Origin of the sequence: Stenotrophomonas sp. PA-6-5C, from assembly GCF_021605635.1 — a bacterium.
GTDB classification, from domain to species: domain Bacteria; phylum Pseudomonadota; class Gammaproteobacteria; order Xanthomonadales; family Xanthomonadaceae; genus Stenotrophomonas; species Stenotrophomonas lactitubi.
Genome location: NZ_WKEE01000016.1, coordinates 17920 through 35523 on the forward strand (window position 1 = coordinate 17920; position 17604 = coordinate 35523).

A 17604-nucleotide genomic window follows, 5' to 3' on the forward strand; every position below is an offset into this window, starting at 1 on the left:
CCCCCTCATGACAATCAATCGAACGTATCTCAACGCCGGCCTCGGCCTGGGCGTGCTGGTGCTGGCCGGTGCCGCCTGGCTGCTGCTGCGCGATGGTCGCCACCAGACCACCAACAACGCCTATGTGGTTGCTGATTACACGGTGGTCGCACCGAAGATCGCCGGCTTCGTCAGCGCGGTGGAGGTGGAAGACAACCAAGCGGTGAAAGCCGGTGACGTGCTGGCCCGCATCGATGACCGTGACTACCAGGTCGCGTTGCTGGCCGCCCGCGCCGACCTGGCCAACGCACGTGCGCAGCTGGCCAACGCACAGGCGGCGCTGGCACAGCAGGGCTCGCTGATCGAACAGGCCAGGGCGAGTGTGGATGTCAGCCGTTCCGAGCTGACCCTGGCCAGTGCCGACCAGCAGCGTTACCGCGAGCTGGCCCGCGACGGTGCCGGTACCGTGCAGAACGCACAGCAGGCGCAGTCGAAGCAGGCCGTGGCCAGTGCGCACCTGCAACAGGGGCAGGCCGCATTGTCGACCGCACGCCAGCGCACCGACATCCTCACTGCCGGGGTGCAGGCCGCGCAGGCAGCGGTGCAGCGTGCCGAGGCCGCACAGGCACGCGCCGAACTGGATCTGTCGCACACCGAGCTGCGCGCACCGATCGACGGCATGGTCGGACGCCGCGCAGTGCGCGTCGGTGCCTACCTGACCCCGGGCACGCCGGTGGCCGCGGTGGTGCCGCTGCAGCGCGCCTTCGTGGTCGCCAACTTCCAGGAAACGCAGATGACCCGCATGCAGCCGGGGCAGCAGGTTGAGCTTACAGTGGACGTGTTCCCCGGCATGCCGCTGCGTGGCCATATCGACAGCATCGCACCGGCCACGGGCGTGACGTTCGCCGCGATTGCACCGGAGAACGCGACCGGCAACTTCACCAAGGTAGTGCAGCGCATTCCGGTGAAGATCGTGCTGGAGCCGGAGCAGGCATTGCTGGGTCAACTGCGTGCCGGCATGTCGGTGGAAGCGAGCGTGGATCTGCAGAGCCCGCAGCACGTGCAGAGTGCGCAGCGCGAGCAGCACCGCAAGGGCGGGGAGGGCGCATGAACCGAGTATTCCCACGCGTACTGGCGGCAGCGGTACTGTGCACGGCGCTGACCGCCTGCACGCTGGGCCCGGACTTCGTGCGCCCGCAGGCCGAACTGCCCACGCAGTGGCAGGGCGAAGCGGTGGCGTCAGCTGCGCTGGATGACGACGCCCGCTGGTGGTCCGGTTTCGATGACCCGCTGCTGGGGCAATTGGCGACGCAGGTGCTGCAGGCCAATCTCGACCTGCAGCTGGCCGCCAACCGCGTGCAGCAGAGCCGCGCCGCGCGTGGCGTCACCGCTGCCGACCGCCTGCCCAGCGTCAGTGCCAATGCCACTGGTGTACGCGCGCGCAACAGCGAGGTAGGCCTGAACGATCCGTCCGGTAATGGCGGTCGTGAAGACTATGGCTTGTTCCAGGCCGGCATCGGCATGAGCTGGGAACTGGATCTGTGGGGTCGCGTACGCCGTCAGGTGGAAGCCGCCGACGCACGCGTGCAGATGGCCGAGGAAGATGCACACGCGGTGCGTGTCGCGCTGCTGGCGGAAACCGCGCGCGATTACCTGCAGTTGCGCGCAACACGCCAGCTGCTGGCCATCACCGAGGACAATCTCAGCATCGCCCACGACATCAAGCGGTTGACCGAAGCGCGCCAACGCCAGGGCGTGGCCAGCACGTTGCAGGTCTCCAGTGCGGCGGCGCAGGTGGCATCGTTGCAGGCGCGCATCGCGCCGTTGCGGCATCGCGAATCACAACTGCGCAATGCGCTGGCGTTCCTGCTGGCGCAGCCACCGCAGACGTTGGACGCGCAGTTGCAGAACGCGCGCCGCGACTGGCCAGCGTTGCCGACCGTCGCCGTGGGCATGCCCAGTGAGCTGGCCGAGCGTCGCCCCGATGTCCGCCGTGCCGAGGCCGCACTGCATGCAGCCACGGCGGGTATCGGCGTGGCCAAGGCCAGTTTCCTGCCGCGCATCACCTTGAATGGCGATGCCGGCTTCCAGGCCAGGCAACTGGATGACCTGGATGGCTGGAACGCCCACCGCTTCAGCGTCGGGCCGTCGATCAGCCTGCCGATCTTCCAGGGCGGACGCCTGAAGGCCAACCTGGCGCTGAGCAGGCTGCAGCAGCAACAGTCGGCGCTGCAGTTCCGCCGTACCGTGCTGCACGCCTGGCATGAAGTGGACGATGCCATCGACGGCTATGCCGCCGAACAGCAACGCACCGCGCAGCTGCATGTGGCGGTGGATGAGAGCGAGACGGCGCTGGGCGCCGCGCGCAGGCAGTACCAGGCCGGCGTGGTCGACATGCTGGACGTGTTGAGCACGCAACGCATCGCGCTGGACAACCAGGCCGCGCTGGCCAACAGCCAAGCCACAGCCGCGATTGCGCGCGTGGAGCTGTACCGCGCGCTGGGCGGCGGTTGGTAAGGCGCAGGATGGGGTAGTGCCGGTCGCTGGCCGGCAGCTGCGGGATGCATGGGTTGCCGGCCAGTGGCCGGCACTACCCTGGCAGGCAGTCCGCGTCAGTCCGACGGTTTCTCGCGCTTGCGGAACAGCAGATAGGGCCAGATGCCGATCAACACCGCTGCGATGACCGTGCCGTAGGCCAGCGCGAACACCGACTTGCCAGGCTCGGTCCAGACCATGCCCAGCAGAAGCAGGCCGAGCACGATGGTCGGTCCGCCCAGCAGGATCATCGCGAAGGTCTTTATCCGTCCACTGGTGGGCGCGTTGGCGAGCTTGCCAACCATGTCGGTACCACCGAAATACACCTGCAGTGCATCGTTGGTGGAACGGGCGGGCTGCGGTTTTGCTGGTTCAGGCGGCGCCACCGGCTGCTGCAGGTCCATTTCCTTGGGCGCCGACGGCAGCAGGTCCGACAGGTTGGTCTGCTCGATGAGGGCTTTCAGCTTGGGGTCCATGTGCAATCCGTGCAGTCACCGTTGGCGGCGGCACGATAGCAGCACGCCCAGATGCTCGGTAGTGCCGGCCACGAGGAACTGGTAGATGCCAACCTTGGTTGGCATCCTTTTTTGGAAAGCGCCAACCAGGGTTGGCGTCTACCAGGGCAGATCCAGTCGCTACCATCAACGTTGGTCGGTTACCTCGCCGAAGAACCAGTATTCCTGTTCCAGTCCGTCATCGTGATCGGTGCGAGGAATGCTGATCTGCACACCTCGCTCCCCAATGCCCTTGGGCAGGACGAGCCCCCATTCGGTGGCAAGGCTGCGCGAGTTGATCGCGGTGACCTGTCCATCCGCCGTCGCCGCGACATGGCCTTGGAAGTACTCTTCGTCCAGGTAAAGGCATATCTCGCTGGAGAACATCCCGGGCTGAGCGATACAGCAGGTTACCCGCACGTCTGCTTGTGAGGCTGGCCGTGACTGGATCAGGTTTGCGCAGGCGCTGATGAGCGATTGGGCGCAAGCACGCTGGATCCTCAGCGTGGTGGCAGGGCCTTCGATCAGACCTGCGCGGGTGGGAACCTTGTAGTTCCAGTAACGAGCCCGGCCCTCCAGCTCCTCTGAGGGAAAGGCACCTTTGAAGCAGTCAGCCCAATGTCGCAGGTAGCGAAGTCGGCGTGGAGCATCGCGAAGCTTCTTCTCGCCGCGCGTGCCAGGGCGGGTGATGTCATCTTTGTTTCTCATCCGACCAGTGTGCCAGCCATATGAGCGGTGCGCTGCAGAGTGCCAACCAAGGTTGGCGTCTACCAGAACATGCGCCATCGGCGGCGGGCTATTCGCGACAAATTGGCGAGATGGAGCTGCCTGGCGACTCGGTAGCTGCCAACCTTGGTTGGCAGCACTCTTCCAGAAGCGCCAACCAAGGTTGGCATCTACCAGAGCCGGATCTCAACGCACGTCGCGCAGTTCCCAGTGGTGCCCGGCCAGCAGGCGCAGGCGCTGCTTGAACACGTCACTGTCGATGCGGGTGGTGGCCACCAGGTTGATGCGCAGATCCTTCTGCTCACCGGTCACGGTGGCTTCCGGATCGGTCACGCCCCACTGCGGTTCCACCGCATCCGGGTCCGGCTGCTTGTCGCGCCAGCGCTCGAACAGGCTGCCGTTGCGCAGCGCGTTCTGCAGTTCTTCGGCGAAGCCGGCCGCGCCCTGCGAATGGAAGGACAGGTCGGGGTCGTTGCCGCGGGCCTTGGACGGTTCGGGCAGGCTGATGTGGTACTGCGCAGGCATGTTGATCTCCTTGAGGTGGCGCTAGGCTGGCATAAGCGCGGTGGAATCGATGTGCAGATTCCAATGCGTGGTTGGCCTTCATTCAAACCGATGCGGCCCATCGGCGAAGCCCACGGTGACCGCCCCCTTGCCGACGTTGACCATGCCGGTCAGGCTCATCACCGATTCGTACACGGTCACGCCATGGCCGGCGCAGACCTCCTTCATCTGCGCGTAGCCGGGCAGGGCGCGCAGTTCGTCCAGTTCGCCGCCGTAGCTGACGCACACGGTGGGCGTCATCAGTCCGGCGCGTACGCGCTGGCCGACCACGCCCAACAGTTTCAGCACGGCGTTGTCGAAACCCTTGATCTTCGCCACCGGCCCGGTCTCGCCGCGGTAGCCATGCAGAACCGGCTTGATGTCCAGCGCACTGCCCAGCGCCGCGCTGAGCAGGCCGACGCTGCGGTCGCCCTTGTGCCGCGCGCGGGCGCGCATGTAGTACAGGTCGCGGGTGACCATGTAGCCGTGCACGTTGCCCGCCAGTTCTTCCAAGCGCTCGCGGATCTGCTGCACGCTGGCGTCGCTGGCACGCAGGCGCACCGCTTCCACCGCCGTCACTGCCTGTGCGGCGAACAGGTTCTGGGTGTCCAGCACGCGCAGCGCGAACGGCGAGTTGTAGCCTGCCGCCTGCCGCACCGGCTTGTAGTCGTTGAGGATGGCGAAGCTGGCCTGCAGTGCGTTGTCGTGGATCGGGCTGCGGGTCTTGGTGATGGTCATGCAGAACACGTGGTCGTAATCGATCACCAGCCGCTGCAGGAACAGGTCGCGGATCTGGTTGACGCTGAAGGGGATGGTCTCCGCTTCGGCGCCGTGTTCGGCTACGTGCGCGTGCAGGAAGCTCAGCGTTGCCTGCTCGTCGCGGTGGTCGGCGAGCACGGCTTCGCCGATCCGCACGGTGATCGGCAACAGCACGATGTTGTGCTCGGCAATGAAGTCCTGCGGCAGGTCGCAGGCCGAGTCGACGACGATTCCGATGCGCATCCGCGGCTCCCCCTCCAGGGCGGTTGTAGGTTCGGAAATGTGAAAACTATCTCAAAACCGAATCGGGCGCGCGAGGGAAATGCGCCACTGCCTGTTCAGCGACTGCGCTGCACCGCCATCGGCAGGGCCACCGCCTGCTGCCAGTCGGGGCGATCCAGCAGGCCCGGGTCGTCCAGCACCGCCGCCATCAGCGGGTGGGTATCGTTGCCCCAGAACAGTTCGCCGTCGATGGCCAGGGTCGGCACGCCGAATACGCCGGCCTCGATCGCCGCATCGGTGTTGCGTCGTAGCTGTTCCTTGATTGCCGGCTCGCCAATGGCCGCCTCCACATCGCTGATACCCAGCCGGGTGGCGGGTTCGCGCAGGGCCGGGGCGCTGTCGGCCGCGTGGCCGTCGCGCCAGATCCAGTCGAACAGCACATCCACCGCCTCGGTGCTGGCGCCTGCGGCCAGGCACAGGCGCAGCGCCGCCAGTGGGTTGAACGGATGCCCGGGCGGGAAGCGCAGAGAGGTGCCCTCGGCCTGCGCGGTCCACAGCAGCTGGCGGTACATGAAACGGCGCTTGGCCGGGATCTCCGCCGGGCCGAGGTTGCCCAGATGGTGCAGGACCGCACCGAAGGCGATCGGTACCGGTTGGATGTGCTCGAACTGCGGCAGCCGCTTCACCTTCTGCCAGTGCAGGTAGGAATAGGGCGAGACGAAGTCGAAATACCAGCGCAGGGTGGGCATCGGTGGCTCCTTGTAGCGGTCAGGGCTGCGCGTTGCGCTGCAGGTAGCGGTCGCGCAGTTCGGTCTGGCGCGAGCGCATCGGCATCGCACGGCCGCCCAGCCAGACCTGTTCGGCATAGTGCGCCACATCCAGCGGATCACCCTCCCACAGCACCAGGTCGGCACGCTTGCCCGGCTCGATGCTGCCGATCTGGTCGGCCACGCCCAGCACCTCGGCCGGCACCCGGGTCAGCCCAGCCAGGCCGTCGGCCCAGGGCAGGCCATTGGCTACAGCATTGCCGGCCAGCTGGCGCATCTTGCGCGCATTGTGCGAGGCATCGTCGCGCTGGGCAAAGGCCACCGGCACACCGGCGCGCTGCAACCGTGCGGCGTTTTCCAGGGTGGCGCCGATCTGGTCGAAGGTGGCCGGCAGGTTGCCCAGCGCGTCGACGAACACCGGCACCTTGGCCGCTGCCAGTTCCGGTGCCAGCTGCCAGGCCTCGGCACCGCCGGCGATGGCAATCTTCACTTTTTCGCGGGCCGCCCAGCGCAGCAACTGGCGGATGTCGGCCGCGCGGTCCACTTCCACCACGATGCGGCCCTGGCCGGACAGGTAGCGGGCCAGCGTGCGGCGACCTGCCGGGGTCAGCAGCGCATGCGGCGAATCGGCGGCGACCTGGCCGCGTGCTTCATCGACCATCTGCTGCAGCAGCATCCACTGCGCCGCGCGCGATTGCCCGGTCAGTTCAGACGCCGCAGCACCCAGGCGCAGGAACAGGGCGCGCGGGCCGATCGGGTCGGCACTGCCATCGAAGCGCACCACGCCGCCCTGGCCGGCGACGAAGCCGCCGCCGGTGGCCGCGCCCAGCGCCGTGAAGCCGATGCCATCCAGGCGTGCCACCGGAATCAGCACCGACGCAGGGTTGTAGGCCAGGGTCACATCGAATTCCGGACGCAGCGGCTGCTCACCGATCTTCAGCGCGCTGTCGACCGTGCTCGATTCGCCGGACACTTCCTCGATGCCGATCTCGGTGATGCCACCGAACAGGGCAGGGGTCAGCGTGCGGCCCTTGGCTTCGACCACCGGCACGCCGGCCGGTACGGACAGGCCGCGACCCACCGCGCGGATGATGCCGCCCTGCACCAGTACGTCGGCATCCTCCACATTGCCGCGTGCGCTGGCGGTAGCGACGGTCGCACCGCGAACCAGCAGGTCCTGTGCCTGCGCAGACGATGCGATGCAGGCCAGCGCCATGACGGCAGCGCCGAGCGTTGCGGCAGACTTCGCCATTGCTTTGAACATGCCCATCAGCGCAGCTCCTGCCCAAGTTGGAAATCCGACCGCGGCGTCGCCGCTGGCGTGCTGCGGTCGTACACACGGCGGCCATCGACGAACACCTGTTCGGCCAGTGCATACGAACTGAAGGGGTTGCCGTTCCAGATCACCACGTCGGCCATCTTTCCGGCCTCCAGCGTGCCGGTCTGCGCTTCGATGCCCAGCGCCTTGGCGGCGTTGGCGGTCATCCAGGTGATCGCCCGTTCCGGCGCGATCTCCGGCATGTGCGCGCGGCGCGCGGCGGCCATCACCTTGGCCGCTTCCTGGTTCAGGCGCTGGATGCCTTCAGGTGAGTCGGAGTGGACGATGGCGCAGCTGTTCTTCGGCCGGTCGACCAGCGCGATGTTCTCGGCGATGCCGTCGAAGGCTTCCATCTTGAAGCCCCACCAGTCGGCCCACAGTGCGCCGCACACGCCTTCGGCAGCCAACCGGTCGGCCAGTTTGTAGGCCTCTACGCCATGGTGGAAGGCGGCCACCTTGAAGCCGAATTCCTTGGACAGGTCGAGCATGGTGGCCATTTCATCGGCGCGGTAGCAGTGGATGTGCACGCGGATATCGCCCTGGATCGCGCCTGCAAGGGTGTCCAGCTTGAGGTCGCGCTTGCCGCCGGCGTCACCGGCGCTGTCGCCCTTGTCGCTGCCGAACCAGCCCTTGCGCTTGGCCGGCTTCGGCGTGCTCTTGGCGATGTAGTCGGCCGCGTCGATGAAGGCTGCGCGGTAACCGGCCACGTTACCCATCCGCGTGGCAGGTGCCACGCTCTTGCCGCCACCGTAGACGCGCTTGGGGTTCTCGCCGCAGGCCATCTTCAGGCCCCACGGCGCGCCAGGAAATTTCATCGCCTGGTAGGTGGTGGCAGGCACGTTCTTCAACGTCACGCCGCGGCCACCGACCAGGTTGGCCGAGCCGGGCAGCACCTGCATGCTGGTCACCCCGCCTGCCAGCGCCGCCTGGAAACCGGGGTCCTGCGGCCATACCGAATGCTCGGCCCAGACGTTGGCGGTGACCGGCGCGGTCATCTCGTTGCCGTCGCTGTGCGCGCTGACGCCGGGGCTGGGATAGACGCCCAGGTGCGAATGCACGTCGATCAGGCCCGGGGTCACCCATTTGCCGTCGGCATTGATGCGGGTGACGCTGGCGTCGACCTGCAGCGCATCGCCGACGGCGACGATGCGACCATCGCGCAGCAGCACATCGGCGTTGTCCAGGCGCTGGCCGGTGCCGGTCAGCACGGTGGCGTTCTGGATCAGCAACGGCCCATCGGGATGCGCCTGGTAGGTGCTCGGGTAGGGATCGGCCACGAAGCGTGAAGCGCCCACGGCGGGCGCGGTGCTCAGCGATACCAGCGCCAGACCCAACCCGGCGCGCAACAACGTCGATGTCATGCAGATCCCCTTGTCAGCGTGTTCAACCCAACGACGCTAGCCGGGGACTGGCCTGCTTGCCAAGTGTCCTTTTTCACGGGGCGTCGTCTGCCATCTCGACGGCAACGTCCGCCTCCCGGAAAATGGTGCTCCCCACGCCGCACCGGATTCCCCATGAAGAGCAAGCAGGACATCGTCGACAACTGGCTGCCGCGCTATACCGGCGTGCCCCTGGACCAGTTCGGCCAGCACATCCTGCTGACCAACTTCGGGGGCTACCTGCATACGTTCTCCGCGCTGACCGGTGCGCCGGTGATCGGTCTGGACCGGCCCATGGCCAGTGCCACCATCGACGGCATCACCATGATCAACTTCGGCATGGGCAGCCCCAATGCCGCGATCATCATGGATCTGCTGTCGGCGGTGATGCCCAAGGCCGTGCTGTTCCTGGGTAAGTGCGGTGGGCTGAAGCGCAAGAACGAGCTGGGCGACCTGGTGCTGCCGATCGCGGCCATCCGCGGCGAAGGCACCTCGGGCGACTACCTGCCGCCGGAAGTGCCGGCCTTGCCCGCCTTTGCCCTGCAGCGTGCGGTCTCGACCATGATCCGCGACCTTGGCCACGATTACTGGACTGGCACCGTCTACACCACCAACCGCCGGGTCTGGGAGCACGACGAGGCCTTCAAGGAGCGGCTGCGGGCGATGCGCTGCATGGCCATCGACATGGAAACCGCTACGATCTTCGCCGCCGGCTTCGCCAACCACATTCCCAGTGGCGCCCTGCTGCTGGTTTCAGACCAGCCGATGATCCCGGACGGGGTGAAAACCGAGGCGTCCGACGCCAAGGTCAGCTCGCAGTTCGTGGAAAACCATATCCAGATCGGTATCGAGGCGCTTAAGCTTATCCGGCGCAACGGCAAGTCGGTCCGCCACCTGCGCTTCGACGAATGATGATGATGGCCTGGCGCGGTGCGTCGGCCCTGGGAGTAGGTGATGGACGTTGCCGCGCAAGTGGTGGAATTCTGGAAAAACGCGGGCCCTGAAAAGTGGTTCGCCCGCGATGATGCGTTCGACGCGCAGTTTCGTACGCTGTTCGTGGACGAACACCATGCCGCCGCATCGCGCGCGCGCGAGCACTGGCTGGGCAGCGCCGAGGGTGCGCTGGCGCTGATGTTGCTGCTGGATCAGTTTCCGCGCAACTGCTTCCGCGGCACGGCCCATTCCTATGCCACCGATGGCCTGGCCCGGCACTACGCCATGCGCGCGATCGAAGAAGGGCTGGACCTGCAGCTGGTTCCCAAGCTGCGCGCCTTCATCTATCTGCCGTTCGAGCACTCCGAAGATCCGCTGGACCAGGACCGCTCGGTCGCGATGTTCGACGTGCTGGGCGACAAGGAATACCTGCAGTACGCCGAACTGCACCGCGACATCATCCGCCGCTTCGGCCGGTTCCCACATCGCAATGCGGTGCTTGGCCGCATGCCGTCGCCGGAAGAGCTGGATTACCTGGCCGAAGGTGGTTTTGCCGGGTAAGAAACAAAAAACGCCGGCTTTCGCCGGCGTTTTTCCTGTGTATCAAGCGCAGCCGATCAATACTTCGGCACGCCGTTGTCCACTTCGTCCGACCAGGCATCGATGCCGCCGGTGACGTTGAACACCTTGCTGAAGCCCAGCGCACGGAACTGCTCCGCTGCCTGCGCGCTGCGGCCACCGTGGTGGCACAGGAAGGCCAGGGCGGTGTCCTTCGGCAGGGCTTCCAGCTCGGCGCGGCCGTTGCCATCGAAGCTCTTGAACGGCACGCCGACCGCGGCGATGGCACGTTCTTCGGCCGGGCGCACGTCCACCAGCATCACGTTGCCGGCACGTACCAGGTCGTCGGCATCGCGCACGCTGATTTCCTGCACCGGTTTGGGCGCGTTCGGGTTGTCGATCGCCAGGCCCTTGCCACGGATGTCGTCGACCCAGTCGATGGTGATGCCGTCGGCGCGACGGGCGCTGGCCAGGTCGAACTGCACGCGCAGGCCGTTGGACTCAGCCGCAATCGCGCCTTCGTCGTACGGAGCCAGCTGGAAGTTCGGCTGGAAGCGGGCATCGATGCCCAGCTGCAGCGACGCACCCGGCGAATCGGCCAGCGCGCCCTTCAGCATTTCCACCGCGGCCGGGGTGACGGTGATGCGCGGCGGGGTGCGGTCCGGTGCGGCCAGGCCCAGCACGCTGCTCAGCTCACCGCTGGCGGCCATCTGCAGCACGATGTCGCTGCCGCCGACCAGTTCGCCGTCGATGTACAGCTGCGGGATGGTCGGCCAGTCGCCATAGGCCTTGATGCCTTCGCGGATCTCCGCGTCGGCCAGCACGTTGACGTGGGCGAACTCCACGCCCAGGTCCTGCAGGGCACCCACGGCCTTGGCCGAGAAACCGCACTGCGGCATCGACGGCTGGCCCTTCATGAACAGCACGACGCGGTTGTCGTTGAGGATGGTTTCGATGCGCGAACGCAGGGCGGGATCGAGGGACATGGCAGTCATGGGTCCGAAAAATTCGAATCATCAATTCTACCCCCCATGGCATCATGGGGAATGACCAGCGCAGAAACATTGCATCGCATCCCGACCCGGCCCTGGCGCTGGGTACCCTGGCTGGTGCTGTCGCAGCTGGCTGTGATCCTGGCCTGGGTGCTGGCCGGCTGGCACTGGGGCCTTGCGCTGATGGTGGCAAGCCACGCGTTGTTCATGGTGCCGGTGTTCCTGCCCAACAGCCGCTTCTACGCGCCGGTGCTGAGCCGGTTGCCCGATGTCGGCAACCGCGTCTGGCTGACCATCGACGACGGTCCCGGTGAAGAAACCCCGGCGGTGCTGGATCTGCTGGACCGGCACCAGGCACGTGCGACCTTTTTCCTGGTCGGCGAGCGCGCATTGGCGCATCCGGCCCTGGTGGAGGAGATCCTGCGTCGCGGACACGACCTCGGCAACCACAGCCACAGCCACCCGCAGGCGCGCTTCTGGCGGCTGGGTCCGGGCACGATGGCGGCGGAGATCGAGGGTTGCCAGCATGCGCTGCAGACGGTCAGCGGGCGACCGGTACGCTGGTACCGCTCGGTGGTGGGCATGACCAACCCGTTCGTGGCACCGGTGCTGCGCAAGCAGGGCCTGGTGCGCGTGGGCTGGAGCGCCCGCGGCTATGACGGCATCGGCTGCACACCGGACGGCGTGCTGGCGCGTCTGCTGCCCGACCTGCGCCCGGGCGCGATCGTACTGCTGCATGAAGGTGCCGCCCACGGCCACAACGTGGCCATCATCGAACGCGTGCTGCAGGCGCTGGACGAGCGCGGCCTGAAAGCCGAACTGCCGGCCGGCTGACCGGCAGCGCCGGGCCACGCCCGGCGAGCGCGCAGCGACCCGCTTTTGCTCTTCGCTTTTCTCTCTTGTCTTCCGTGGTGGACGCCGCCGTGAACCGTCCGTGCCCGGGTGGGATGGGCTGTGCGGGGTATCCGCGCCAAGGATGGCGCGGCTAAGCCCCCAAGGATGGGTTCACGGCGTCCCCGCGCAGCCCATTCCGCCCGGGCAGCCCTCGTAGACCGCCGCCCACCACGAGGGGCTCAGCCGTTGGCCGCAGTTCTCGGACGCTCGGCCACCAGCAGCCAGCTGTTGAACGGCGTGCGCCCATGCAGGGGACGCAACGGAGCCACCTGCAGCCCAGACTCGACCAGCGTGGCCTGCAACCGCTGCGGATCCGGGTAATGACGCGGCCGCGTGCCCATCCAGCCGACCAGCCAGGCCAGTCGGTCAGCCACCCGCGTGGTGCGGTCGCGGCGGTCGCCGGTCGCCAGCGGCGTGCGCAGCAGCAGGCGGCCACCGGGCGCGACCCGCGCGCTCACCGCGCGCAGCAGCTCCAGTTGCGGCGCTTCGTCCAGGTACTGCAGCACATCCAGCAGCAGCACATGCCCGCCATGCACCGGCAACGGCGCCTGCACATCCAGACAGTCGAACCGTACGTCGGCCAGGCCACTGCCGGCGCGCTGCGCACGGGCGATCTTGTCGCTGTCCACGTCGACCCCGAGATACCGCTGCTGGCGGCCGCGCTGGCGCAGCACGTGCGCGAACAGGCCCAGCCCGCAGCCCAGGTCGAGCACCGGCTGGCCGTCCTCAGGAAGGTGCTGCAGCACGCCGTCATACAGTGGGTCGCTGCCCAGCTTGCCGCGGGTGTAGTAGTAATCGCGGCGGCTGCCCCAGGCCTGCATCGGCCTGAAGGACTCGGCGATCAGGCGCGCCTGTCCGGCATCAAGCGGCGAACAGGGCAGGGGCGTGCCGTTCCGTGGCGTGCCGTCCATCGTGTCAGTCCGTTCTGCCCAGCAGGTGCGCGGCCACCGGCAGCGCACGCGCGCTCCACAGCGCATACATCCGTGCGGACGGGTGCAGGCCATCCTCGGCGATCATCGCCGGGTCAGCGCCGTTGTCGCGGCTGATATCGGTGATGTCGACGAAGGCCACGCCCTGCTGGGTGCTGATCACCTCGGCGGCAGCGTTGAACTCGTCGGTTTCGATCTCGATGCCGGTCAGATGCCGCCCGCTCTGGATGCCGAACGGGGTCGCGCCCCAATCGGGGAACGACAGCACCAGCACGTGGTCCGCGCGGCCACCGGCAAAACCGATCGCGCGCTGCAGCAGGGCCTGGAACTGCACCTGGTACTCGTCCAGCGGGCGCCCGCGGTACTGGTTGTTGACGCCGATCAACAGACTGACGAAGTCGAACGGCCCTCGCGGCGCCACTTCGTCGATGCCGGCATCGAGCTCGTCGGTGGTCCAGCCGGTGGTGGCGATGGTCTGCGGGTCGGCCAGATCAATGCCCTGCGCGCGCAGGGCGGCGGCGAGCTGATGCGGCCAGCGGCCTTCGACCGCGACCGCTTCACCGATGGTGTACGAATCGCCTAGGGCCAGATACGACAAGCCCATCGCTCAAGCCACCGACCGGCGGGGCTTCAGCGGCACCACCTTGGTGGCGTCTTCGGCACGGCGGGCGAGGGCGCGGTCGATACGGGCGAACACGTCGCGCATCACCGACGCCTCCGGCAGCAGGGTCACGCGGAAGTGGTGGCGGTAAGGCACGTTGAAGCTCGAGCCCGGCACCACCAGCACGCCGTCGTTGTTCATCAGGTCCAACGCGAAATTGTGGTCGTCGAAGCCCTTGGCGGCGGCACCGACCACGGCCGGGAACGCATACAGCGCCCCGGCGGGGGCGACCAGCGACAGATGCTCGCTGGCCTCGCAGGCTTCGATCACCGCACGGCGGGTTTCATACAGACGGCCGCCCGGTGCGCACAGCTCGGAAATGGTGTCCGGCCCGTTCACTGCGGCGTCGATGGCGTACTGGCCCGGCACGTTGGCGCACAGGCGCAGCGCGCCCAGCAGGTCCAGCGCGGCGCGGAAGTCGCCCAGGCGCGCGTCGTCGCCGCTGAGGTGGGCCCAGCCCACGCGCCAGCCACAGGCACGGTGCACCTTGCTCAGGCCGCCGAAGGTCAGGCAGGGATGGTCACCGGCCAGCGGTGCGACCGGCTGGAACACCGCGTCGTCGTACAGGATCTGGTCGTAGATCTCATCGACCAGCAGCAGCAGGTTGTGCTGGCGCGCGATCTCGACCACGCGCTCCAGCAGCTCGCGCGGGTAGCTGGCGCCGCTGGGGTTGTTCGGGTTGATCAGCACGATGGCGCGGGTGCGCGAGGACACCAGCGTCTCGATCTCGCTCGGGTCCGGCTGGAAGCCGTTCTCGGCGGCGCAGCGGTAATACACCGGGCGGCCGTCGTTGAGGATGGTCGAGGCCGACCACAGCGGGTAGTCCGGCGAGGGCACCAGCACTTCGTCGCCCGGGTTGAGCAGCGCACGCAGCGACAGGTCGATCAGCTCGCTGACGCCGTTGCCGACGAACACACGGTCGGGGTGGGCATCCGGTGCGCCACGGCGGGCGTAGGCGGCGGCGATGGCTTCGCGGGCGACCGGCAGGCCCTGCTGGTGGGTGTACGGATCGGTGCGGCCCATGTCATCGGCGATGGCGCGCTGCAGATGTTCCGGTGCACGGAAGCCGAAAGCGCCGGGATTGCCGATGTTGAGCTTGATCAGCTTGTGGCCCTGCGCTTCCAGCTCCCGGGCTCGCCGTGCCAGTTCTCCGCGGATTTCGTAGCGCACTTCGGAAAGGCGCTCGCGGATGACCAGGGGTTTGGGCGAGGGAGTGGACATGGGCGGTGGGCCGCAAAAGGCATGGGGGTTCCATGGTAGCGGAATTGCTGCAGCGCATGGCAAGGGCTGCAGGGCCCGCCAACATTGGGCTGGGCGGCATCGCACAGGTAGAATGGCGGCGATGACCCAGACCCCCGATTTCACCGCCCTGCAGACCATTGGCTGGCCCTGGCCGGGCCCGCCGCAGCAGGCCGACTGGCAGGCTGTGATGGCTGCGCACCCGCAGGCACGCCCGGCGCGGGTGATCGAACAGCACCGCACCCACTACGTGGTGGCGGATGGCCCGGAGGCGTCGATCAAGGCCGAATCGTTGCCGGAGTGGCAGCGCCCGCGCTTTCCCAGCCATGAACGGCCGGCGGTTGGCGACTGGGTGTTGCTGGACGGCATCCGCATCGTCGCCCTGTTGCCGCGACGTACCGCCATCAAGCGCGGCGCCGCCGGTGAGCATTACCACCAGCAGGTGATCGCGGCCAACATCGATACCGTCTTCATCGTCTGTGGGCTGGATGCGGACTTCAATCCGCGCCGTATTGAACGCTACCTGCTGCTGGTGGGCGGTGGCGGTGCCGAACCGGTGGTGGTGCTGACCAAGGCCGACCAGACCGAGTACAGCGACGACGCGCTGGCGGTGCTGGAAGAACTGGAGATGCAGGGCATTGCCCTGCACGCGATCAACGGCCTGGATGCGGACAGTGTTGCCGTGCTGGAGCCGTGGCTGGGCCCCGGCCGCACGGTGGTGCTGGTGGGTTCCTCCGGTGCGGGCAAGTCGACGCTGACCAACACGCTGCTGGGCGAGCAGCGGATGAAGACCAACTCGGTGCGCGCCAACGATTCGCGCGGCCGCCATACCACCACCCACCGCGCACTGATGCCGCTGCCGATGGGTGCCTGCCTGATCGATACGCCGGGCATGCGCGAACTGAAGCCGACCGGCGAAGAAACGCTGGCCGAAGGTGGTTTCGCCGATATCGAAGCGCTGGCCGCGCAGTGCCGCTTCCGCGACTGTATGCACCAGCAGGAACCCGGCTGTGCCGTGCGTGCGGCGATCGATGCCGGCGAGATTGAAGAGAGCCGGCTGCAGAACTACTTCAAGTTGAAGGAAGAAGTGGCCGCCGCTGCCGCGAAGTTGGCCGTGCGCCAGGCCGAGACCGCGCAGGAACGTGGCGGCAGGAAGGGCAAGGGCCAGCAGTTCCGCCCCGCGGGCAAGCCGCGCCGGCGCTGACCCGGATCGCGGGGTCGGATCCCATTGCGCCGCAATGGGCTCTGACCCCGGCAATGATCCCGCTACTGCCTGCTTCTGGTAGGTGCCAACCTTGGTTGGCACGAACGCGTCCGAAGCCCGCCGTCGGCGGATGCCAACCAAGGTTGGCACCTACCAAAGCAAGGGCAGGGCGCTATAGTCCGCCCATGGAACCGACCGCGACGCTTGACCGTGACGTGGCCCACCATGCAGCGCTCGATGCGCGCCTGGTCGAGGCCGTAGGAGGCATCCGCCTGCTGGGCCTGACCAGTTGGCCGGCAACCCTGCAGGCACCCTTCCTGGACAGCGTGGCCCGCGGCCAGCCCAAGCTGCCGGTGGTCGACTACCCGAAGCTCGATTTCAGCGACGAGCGTCGCGCGCTGGCGGCGCTTGCTGCCGAGTGTGATGAAAGCCATCCGCTGGGCCATTACGTGCGGCAGTCCGCGCAGAGTTGGGATCTGGCCGCGCAGCTGCTGGAAGGCCTCGGTACCGCGGCCGTGGATGCCTGTTCGGTGCAGTTGTTCGGTTCACCCGAGCAACCATTGCCGGGCAACGGACCGAGCACGCGCGATGCAGCGCGCCACTTCATCCAGATTGCCGCTGAACTGGATCACGAACTGCTGGCACCGGAAGAACAGGTGCCGATCTCGGCGATCGCCCTGCAGTTGCAGCTGCAGAATGACCTCGATGCGTTCTTTGAATCGCGCATCATCCAGGTGCAGCTGGACCCGGAGCTGGTCTCCAAGGCGGCGGCTGGACCGACCCGCATCCGCCTGCGCACCAGTGCGCGTTTCAGCGCCTACGACCGCGCGCAGCTGTTCCACCATGAAGCGCTGGTACATTCGCTGACCGCGTTGAACGGCCGCGCGCAGCCGGTGCTGCCGAGCCTGGCGCTGTCCTCGCCACGGGTGACGGCCACCCAGGAAGGACTGGCGACATTCGCTGAGCAGATCACCGGCAGCATCGACATCGAGCGACTGAAGCGCATCAGCCTGCGTACCGAGGCGATCGCGATGGCGCGCGAAGGTGCGGACTTCATCGAGGTGTTCCGCTACTTCTGCGATGCCGGGCAGAACCCGGAAGAGAGCTTCGCCTCGGCGCAGCGGGTATTCCGCGGTGTGCCACCGAGTGGTGGCCTGGCCTTCACCAAGGACACGGTGTACCTGCGCGGTCTGGTGTCGGTGCATACCTTCTTCCGCCACATGCTGGCCGAAGATCGCCTGCAGGTCTGCCGCTGGTTGTTCGCGGGCAAGATGAGCCTGACCGATGCGATCGCGTTCTCGCCGCTGTTCGAATCAGGCGTGCTGAAGCCACCGCGTTGGCTGCCGCACTGGATGAGCCGGGCGAATGGCCTGGCCGGCATGCTGGCGTTCTCGCTGTTCGCCAACCGCATCCGGATGGACCAGCTGGCGCCGGAATGAAATGCGTTGGCGGATCCTCCAGCGCCTGCCTGC

At 67.3% G+C, this 17604-nt stretch carries 18 protein-coding genes; 7 read left to right on the plus strand and 11 right to left on the minus strand.

The annotated features are described in order from the left end of the window. Positions 1-7 precede the first annotated feature (7 nt). Together GIW57_RS09110 and GIW57_RS09115 are read left to right on the plus strand one after the other, a co-directional pair. Positions 8-1090: an HlyD family secretion protein gene (locus tag GIW57_RS09110; RefSeq protein ID WP_236510146.1), complete on the plus strand. Its 1083-nt coding sequence runs from the start codon at positions 8-10 to the stop codon at positions 1088-1090. Continuing rightward, on the plus strand, positions 1087-2496 hold the full coding sequence (locus GIW57_RS09115; RefSeq protein ID WP_236510149.1) for an efflux transporter outer membrane subunit: 1410 nt from the start codon (positions 1087-1089) through the stop codon (positions 2494-2496). Before GIW57_RS09110 ends, GIW57_RS09115 begins: the two co-directional genes overlap by 4 nt. A 95-nt stretch (positions 2497-2591) precedes the next feature. On the opposite strand, the gene GIW57_RS09120 is transcribed toward GIW57_RS09115, so the two are convergent. From GIW57_RS09120 to GIW57_RS09150, 7 genes are all read right to left on the minus strand, one after another. Next, positions 2592-2990, minus strand: coding sequence for a hypothetical protein (locus GIW57_RS09120; protein WP_236510151.1), 399 nt, complete (start codon positions 2988-2990; stop codon positions 2592-2594). 165 nt (positions 2991-3155) lie between these two features. After that, complete coding sequence (locus tag GIW57_RS09125; protein ID WP_100462656.1) at positions 3156-3716, minus strand: DUF3916 domain-containing protein; 561 nt, start codon at positions 3714-3716, stop codon at positions 3156-3158. A 204-nt stretch (positions 3717-3920) separates the two neighbouring features. Next, on the minus strand, positions 3921-4259 hold the full coding sequence (locus tag GIW57_RS09130) for a hypothetical protein (RefSeq protein WP_100553525.1): 339 nt from the start codon (positions 4257-4259) through the stop codon (positions 3921-3923). 78 nt (positions 4260-4337) lie between these two features. Further along, positions 4338-5279 (minus strand): DegV family protein, encoded by a 942-nt coding sequence (locus GIW57_RS09135; protein WP_236510154.1) that lies wholly within the window; start codon positions 5277-5279, stop codon positions 4338-4340. Positions 5280-5374: 95 nt separating this feature from the next. Continuing rightward, complete coding sequence (locus tag GIW57_RS09140; protein ID WP_236510157.1) at positions 5375-6007, minus strand: DsbA family protein; 633 nt, start codon at positions 6005-6007, stop codon at positions 5375-5377. Between the two features lie 19 nt (positions 6008-6026). Continuing rightward, positions 6027-7295 carry an amidohydrolase family protein gene (locus GIW57_RS09145; RefSeq protein ID WP_236510159.1) on the minus strand — a complete coding sequence of 423 codons (1269 nt, stop codon included), beginning with the start codon at positions 7293-7295 and terminating at the stop codon, positions 6027-6029. Then, complete coding sequence (locus GIW57_RS09150) at positions 7295-8704, minus strand: amidohydrolase (RefSeq protein ID WP_100462663.1); 1410 nt, start codon at positions 8702-8704, stop codon at positions 7295-7297. The genes GIW57_RS09145 and GIW57_RS09150 overlap by 1 nt, the downstream gene beginning before the upstream one ends. Before the next feature lie 153 nt (positions 8705-8857). On the opposite strand from GIW57_RS09150, the gene GIW57_RS09155 reads away from it, so the two are divergent. Further along, a complete protein-coding gene (locus tag GIW57_RS09155; RefSeq protein WP_025874105.1) occupies positions 8858-9634 on the plus strand; it encodes an AMP nucleosidase in 777 nt (258 codons plus the stop codon). 42 nt (positions 9635-9676) lie between these two features. After that, entirely contained in the window at positions 9677-10216 is a 540-nt protein-coding gene (locus tag GIW57_RS09160) for a DUF924 family protein (RefSeq protein ID WP_100462664.1), read from the plus strand. Between the two features lie 56 nt (positions 10217-10272). On the opposite strand, the gene grxD is transcribed toward GIW57_RS09160, so the two are convergent. Then, complete coding sequence (gene grxD, locus GIW57_RS09165; protein ID WP_025874107.1) at positions 10273-11199, minus strand: Grx4 family monothiol glutaredoxin; 927 nt, start codon at positions 11197-11199, stop codon at positions 10273-10275. Positions 11200-11259: 60 nt separating this feature from the next. Between grxD and GIW57_RS09170 the strand changes: the two genes are divergently transcribed. Beyond that, entirely contained in the window at positions 11260-12039 is a 780-nt protein-coding gene (locus tag GIW57_RS09170; protein ID WP_236510162.1) for a polysaccharide deacetylase family protein, read from the plus strand. Between the two features lie 239 nt (positions 12040-12278). Here GIW57_RS09170 and GIW57_RS09175 read toward each other — a convergent pair whose 3' ends face one another. From GIW57_RS09175 to GIW57_RS09185, 3 genes are read right to left on the minus strand one after another with little or no spacing between them, the layout of a single operon-like run. Beyond that, positions 12279-13010 carry a class I SAM-dependent methyltransferase gene (locus GIW57_RS09175; RefSeq protein ID WP_236510165.1) on the minus strand — a complete coding sequence of 244 codons (732 nt, stop codon included), beginning with the start codon at positions 13008-13010 and terminating at the stop codon, positions 12279-12281. Between the two features lie 4 nt (positions 13011-13014). Continuing rightward, positions 13015-13632, minus strand: coding sequence for an SGNH/GDSL hydrolase family protein (locus tag GIW57_RS09180; RefSeq protein WP_100462667.1), 618 nt, complete (start codon positions 13630-13632; stop codon positions 13015-13017). A gap of 3 nt (positions 13633-13635) precedes the next feature. After that, positions 13636-14910 carry a pyridoxal phosphate-dependent aminotransferase gene (locus tag GIW57_RS09185; protein ID WP_100462668.1) on the minus strand — a complete coding sequence of 425 codons (1275 nt, stop codon included), beginning with the start codon at positions 14908-14910 and terminating at the stop codon, positions 13636-13638. A 121-nt stretch (positions 14911-15031) separates the two neighbouring features. Between GIW57_RS09185 and rsgA the strand changes: the two genes are divergently transcribed. Further along, positions 15032-16132 (plus strand): ribosome small subunit-dependent GTPase A, encoded by a 1101-nt coding sequence (gene rsgA / locus GIW57_RS09190; protein ID WP_236510168.1) that lies wholly within the window; start codon positions 15032-15034, stop codon positions 16130-16132. A 185-nt stretch (positions 16133-16317) separates the two neighbouring features. Then, positions 16318-17571, plus strand: coding sequence for a flavohemoglobin expression-modulating QEGLA motif protein (locus GIW57_RS09195; RefSeq protein WP_236510171.1), 1254 nt, complete (start codon positions 16318-16320; stop codon positions 17569-17571). Positions 17572-17604 lie beyond the last annotated feature (33 nt).